The 5,167-nt window shown below is 61.2% G+C and carries 6 protein-coding genes; all 6 read right to left on the bottom strand.

The genetic code is table 11. From position 1 onward, the window contains the following. Positions 1–638 (bottom strand): RAMP superfamily CRISPR-associated protein (locus tag ABJK70_RS19640; RefSeq protein WP_347258840.1); only part of this gene is annotated, 638 nt, incomplete at its 3' end. 1 nt (position 639) lies between these two features. After that, positions 640–1,014, bottom strand: a complete 375-nt coding sequence (gene cmr5, locus ABJK70_RS19645) for a type III-B CRISPR module-associated protein Cmr5 (RefSeq protein ID WP_077732700.1) — start codon at positions 1,012–1,014, stop codon at positions 640–642. 2 nt (positions 1,015–1,016) lie between these two features. Beyond that, positions 1,017–1,922, bottom strand: coding sequence for a type III-B CRISPR module RAMP protein Cmr4 (gene cmr4 / locus ABJK70_RS19650; RefSeq protein ID WP_205780898.1), 906 nt, complete (start codon positions 1,920–1,922; stop codon positions 1,017–1,019). Positions 1,923–1,935: 13 nt separating this feature from the next. After that, complete coding sequence (locus ABJK70_RS19655) at positions 1,936–3,051, bottom strand: type III-B CRISPR module-associated Cmr3 family protein (RefSeq protein WP_168175552.1); 1,116 nt, start codon at positions 3,049–3,051, stop codon at positions 1,936–1,938. Positions 3,052–3,055: 4 nt separating this feature from the next. Next, positions 3,056–4,993 (bottom strand): type III-B CRISPR-associated protein Cas10/Cmr2, encoded by a 1,938-nt coding sequence (gene cas10 / locus ABJK70_RS19660; protein WP_077732702.1) that lies wholly within the window; start codon positions 4,991–4,993, stop codon positions 3,056–3,058. Continuing rightward, positions 4,987–5,167, bottom strand: a 181-nt coding sequence (locus tag ABJK70_RS19665) for a hypothetical protein (RefSeq protein ID WP_347258841.1), incomplete at its 5' end; no start/stop codon positions are given. The genes cas10 and ABJK70_RS19665, both read right to left, overlap by 7 nt.

A 5,167-nucleotide genomic window follows, 5' to 3' on the forward strand; every position in this document is an offset into this window, starting at 1 on the left:
ATGTCATCGCCCTTCTCGTACCAGTCGCCGCAGTGAGGCGTCATGACGTCGGCTCCCAGTTTGACCGCTCCGATCGGAACGGCGTCGAAAAACGAAAACCAGCCGGACCGCTCGGCGACTTCCTCTTTCTCTTTGGTTTGTGTGCCGAACCAAGGCTCGATCCGGGCGTCGTTCGGGTCATTCCACTCCATCCAGCCGCGCACCAGGCCCTTGACGCCAGAACCGGGCAGATAGGGCGTCCCCAGCGTCGGATGCCAAGTGAAACCGTTCTCGGTGGGATGATCGTTGCCGAGGCCGGTAGCGAAGTACCAAGCCAGCGAAAACACACGGGATTCGCCTCCGAGGGCATGCAGCAGCGCCATCTGCCGGAGGGCGAAGGAGCGGCACCCGCCATCGACGGTCTTGGCAAAACCCTCGATGAAGTCCGCCTTGCCCTGCTGGGCTTCCTGCACGATATCTTTGGTCCGCGGATCGCGTCGTTCCGGCAGATTGAGGAAACCGGCAAAATCGGCCATATAGCCGTCGAAGAATCGTTCCCAGACCAGTCCCGGATGCTGCCCGTCTTTCGGTTTGATCGTGTGCCCCTCGGCTTGGAAACGGGCGCCGCTGTAAAGCGGTAGATTCGATTGCCTGGGCATTTCAGTTCTCTCCGTAGGCCTTGACGAATTTCTTCACCCACAATAGGAATGCCAGCGCCTCGGCCTGAGCGGCCCGGTAGGTGTATTGAGCGCCTCGGGTGATCCCGACGAGCAGATCATCCTGCCCGGCATAGGCCTGCCCGGGCCCGGTGAGCCAGTCGGACAGCAGCTTGTAAAGCTTTTTGTGATTGTCGTCCTTGCTTTTATAGAACGCCGCAGCCTGCCCCAAGCCATTCTTGAGAATCAGCGAGGGAAAGCTTTCGGCGGCCGACTTGAGTTCCATGGAAATACGCCCGCCGCACTGGCCAGGATTCGCTCCCGTCGCCCACTCCAAAGCGAATGCGGCGCGCTGTTGTTCGATGGTTTGCACCGGCATGTTCACCCCCCCATCGTTCCGTTTTGCTGTATATGGACCGCGATTTTGCACCAGCCCATGCCCACCGTCTCGTTACCGCCCACTTGGAGATACGGTTTTTTGAACAGTTCGTCAGTCGCAGCTTTCAACACTTCGGCGGCGGTCATCCCACCGTTCCCCGGCTTACGCGCATCGTTGGCGATCAGGCTTACGTACAGCAGGGTTTCCGGCGGCAGGGTTTCTTCGTACCACAGCGCGCCGGTCCGGACTCTCTTGGGCTTGGAATCCAAGGCCACATGCGGCGTTACCGGGGTGGCGTAGCGGCTGATGATCGCGAAGTCCTCGTCCGAGACGAGCACGAATTGCCGCTGCAAGTCCTGGGCAAAGCCGGAGACCCCCGATAACCCAGCGATCGCGGTGATGACCGAGGATAAAGCCGGATCCGCGTCGACCGCGAACTTATATTCCTCCAGGTATAAAGCGGAATCGGCGGCTAGGGCCTTGGCGCGGGGAACGCCGTTTTGCGCCGGCCCCACATCGGGCATCTGGAAAGTGAATCCGGAAAGCCCCACCCGTTCCGCGTCCCGCTGCAGGCGGCGCAAAACAGCCGGACAAGTAACCCATTTGAAATGTCCTGTCAGCGAACGGACCGGCAGCAGCAAAAGCCGCGCATCTCCGACCAGCAATGCACCGCCGTAATCGGAGGAGTTGCCGTTTTCCGGTCCGAAGATCACCTCGATCTTCGGCAGTTTGCGGGCCGTCGCGGCGGCCCTTAAAGCGCCCTTCACCGCCGAACCGAAGATACAGGGCCAACCGGTGTGCGCTTCCCGCTGAATGGGAAGATCGACCACGTCCAGCGCCGCCCCGGCGCCGGCATGAATGGAGGTTTCAGCGTGCAGCCCCAACAGGGCCGTCGTCGTCATTTGCATAGCATTTCTTCCCCTATAGCCAGTAACCCGCAGCGATTTCGCCGCGCCCCAATTCCGGATTCAATCCAATCTTCTTATGCTGAAGTTTGCCCACAGCCTGGGCGATATCGCCTTCGACCGTGCAGAACAGCACACTGCCCGCCGGCACCAGCGACTCCGCCGGACGCGGCCGGTGCGCCGCCAGATCCCAGCCACCCTCGCGAACGCTCTTGCCGAGAACGGCAGCCCGCACCGTCAGAGTGACTTCAGCGATCACGCCTTTCCATACCGTTGCTCCCTTGTCATCGGTCCGCTCCTCCAACTCCCGCGGAAGCCAGCGCTCCTCCTCAAAGCGCGCTGGGGTCAACAGCGCCAACAGCACGCCGCGCGCTCGGTCGACTTTGTCGACCTGGACGGGCTGGAAGGCTTCCGCCCGGCGAACGGCGGCGAAACGCCCTTCGCCCCCGAGCCGGAGCAACGTGTTTCCACGACCGAGGTCAGCGGCCAGTCCCTCGACGCCGATGCCAATCACGACATCGGCGCGAGGCCTGGCGTGGACCGTCTGATAGAGCATTCCTTCCCGGATACCGTGACGGGCGTGCTCCAAGCCGATGCCCAGCCGCGGCTCGGGGTCATACAAGCACGAGGCGGACAGCGGTTTTTTCGGAATGTCCCCGGATAAAACGGCTTGCAGATCGTTCCGGGTTAGCCAAACGTTTTCCAGGGGCTTGGCACCCGGAGCGGATTCGGCGAGTTCCGGCAGATAAACCCGGCCCAGATCGCAGTTCACCGGCACCGAACCGGGCCGCAGATGGACGAAACCGCTGTCGGTCTTCAGAAGCGAGAGCGGGGCGGGATAGAGCCGTTCGCCCCCGAGCATCGGGAAGGGACCGGTGAGAGCGAGCGCACCGAGGCCCGGATCGCTCGCTTTTCCGATCACGTCGATGATCTTCTGCTGACTGGGGTCGCCCCGGCGGTATTTCGGCCAGTCCGCGCCGAGGGCGTTCCCCACCAGGGATCTGAGCGCTCCGGCCATAGTGCGCGCCGGTGGCGGGAACCGCCCTTCCAGAGGTTTGGCGCCGATTGCCTCCATGGGCCGTGCTTCTTTGAAAAAGAGGGTATCGTTCGCTTCGAAAATCAAGGTTTCCATGGGCTTATCTCCGCTCCACGCCCTTTTGCGCCAGGAACCGCACCAACAGCGCGCCGTCTGCTTCCGGCTTTTTTCGCGTCCACTGCACCGGGTCATCGATATCCGCGGTTCGCACCACCGGACGGCACTGGTCGAACAGCGGACCGACGATTTCCTTGGCACACGCCAGGGTAGCGGCCTTGCCGCTTTCCCTGGCGGGACCCGAGGCGATGTAATCGGCGGCGAGCACGTTTGCGGCTGCCTGGTGAGAATCGAGGCCCTGCAATACCGTGAAGCGTTCCCGCATCCGGTAAAAGAACTTGCTGGAAAATTGTCCCGGCTCCTGGCTCGATTCGGCTTTCTGAAAAAGGTCGGCAAGATGCGCGATTTCCACCGTTCCGTTTTTCAAGGCGATTTTCCACGGCTGCGCCCAGGTCAGGTGCTCGCCGCCCGGCTTCAATACCCGCACCGCAATGGCGTCACGCCCGGCGCCATCCTTGGCGATATCATCCAGCACGTGATGCGCCTGGTGCAGAACCTCGCCCAAGGCCACTTTGACATGGGCGTAAATCACCGCTCCCGACAGGGTGGTCGGTATGCCGCTGCTCTCGAAGCACTCCAGATACTTACGCCGTAACGCCGCGGCGCAGGCCAACGCATCCTCCAGGGGCAGCAGGGCCAGCACATCGTCGCCTCCGGCGTAGATCAGGAATCCGTTGTTTTCCTCGACAATGCCGGGGACGTCCGTCGTGAACCGGTTCAACGCCGTTGCGATCTTCTCTTGATTGTCCGGATTGCCCATGTGGACACCGAGTCTGTCGCCGTCCATCAGAAGCACGGCGTAGAACGGCGACAGCACGGCCCGAGCGAAGTTCTCCTTCGAATCCCCGAAATCGGCCAAGAGTCTCTTGACCTCGCCCACTTTTTCATTCAGTCCGTAACGTTCCGGCTGTCGCTGAGCCGTGTCGAAAAACAGGTTGCCGTCGAGGGAAATGAATTTCCGTCCCTCCGGGTACAGCTTGTTCTTCTGCAAAGCCCGGTCCAGACACCGGATGCGGGTGTCCCATTCGCCACAATCCGCGCCCGCGTCTCGCGCCGCTTCGAACAAAGCTTCTAATTCGGCGCGGTCGGCGTGTTCGAGTAGTGTTTCCAGCCAGTGCACCGCCGCCATATAAGCCACCGAAGGGCTATTGGACTTGAGCGGCCAGCCCTGGATGCGGATGGTTGTCCTATCTTCTAAAGGAATTTCGGCCGCGAAGTCGCCGAACCAGCGCACGAAGCGGCGCTTGACGAAAGCCATGGCGCACAACATTTCGTTCTCACGCAGGTCGGTGCATCTCGCGTTGATTTCGCGCCAAAACTTCCGGCGCTGCTCGTTGTCCGAATCCGACATGCCTTCTATGCCGGAAAGCTCCTGCCAGCCTTCCATGATCATGCACTTACGGCCCGGCTCGGCGGGCGGCAAATGATTGCGCCAGTTCTTGCGGCGATCGAGCAGGTTGGACTCCGCCTCGTTGCTAGTGACCACCCAGGTGATTTCCCAGAAATGCCGATGCTGACGGTCCCAGACGGCGCGGACGCGGTCCCGCTCCTCCGACGTCAAGATCGGCGCCAAGTCCTTTTCCCAGACTGTTTCCGCCAAGGACTGCCACGCGCGACGCACGGCCTTGGCGACGAGTTTGCCGCCGAAATCCGCCGGTACACTGGCCTTGAAGCGGTTGGGAATCGCGCCTTGGCGCGGCGGCTCGCCCTTTCCTTCGCCGTTGATCCAGTCGAGATAGCCCCCCGGCGGCTCTGGAAACTTGATCATTCCGCCCAGCTTTTCCGTCGCCGCCATCGCCACGCCCGACAACCAGGACAACAGAAACGATCCCGCCCAGAAATCTCGCGTCCGACGCGCCTGGGCCACGAAGCCTTGAACCGGGCCGAGGGTGAAATGGAAGCAATGGTTATTGTCTACCATGACATTAGCCCCGTAGTGCCGCTGGACAAGAAATCTTTAACGGGTTGAAAGGAAACCGGTACCGGTACGCTTCCCACACTGAGAGAACCAACCTTCACACGTAATTGGGCGCCGCGGGGCAAAAAGCGAGATTCCAACAACAAAATCAATGGCATATATCTCTCATTCTCATTT

It is taken from the genome of Methylocaldum sp. (assembly GCF_039794385.1).
Lineage (GTDB): Bacteria > Pseudomonadota > Gammaproteobacteria > Methylococcales > Methylococcaceae > Methylocaldum.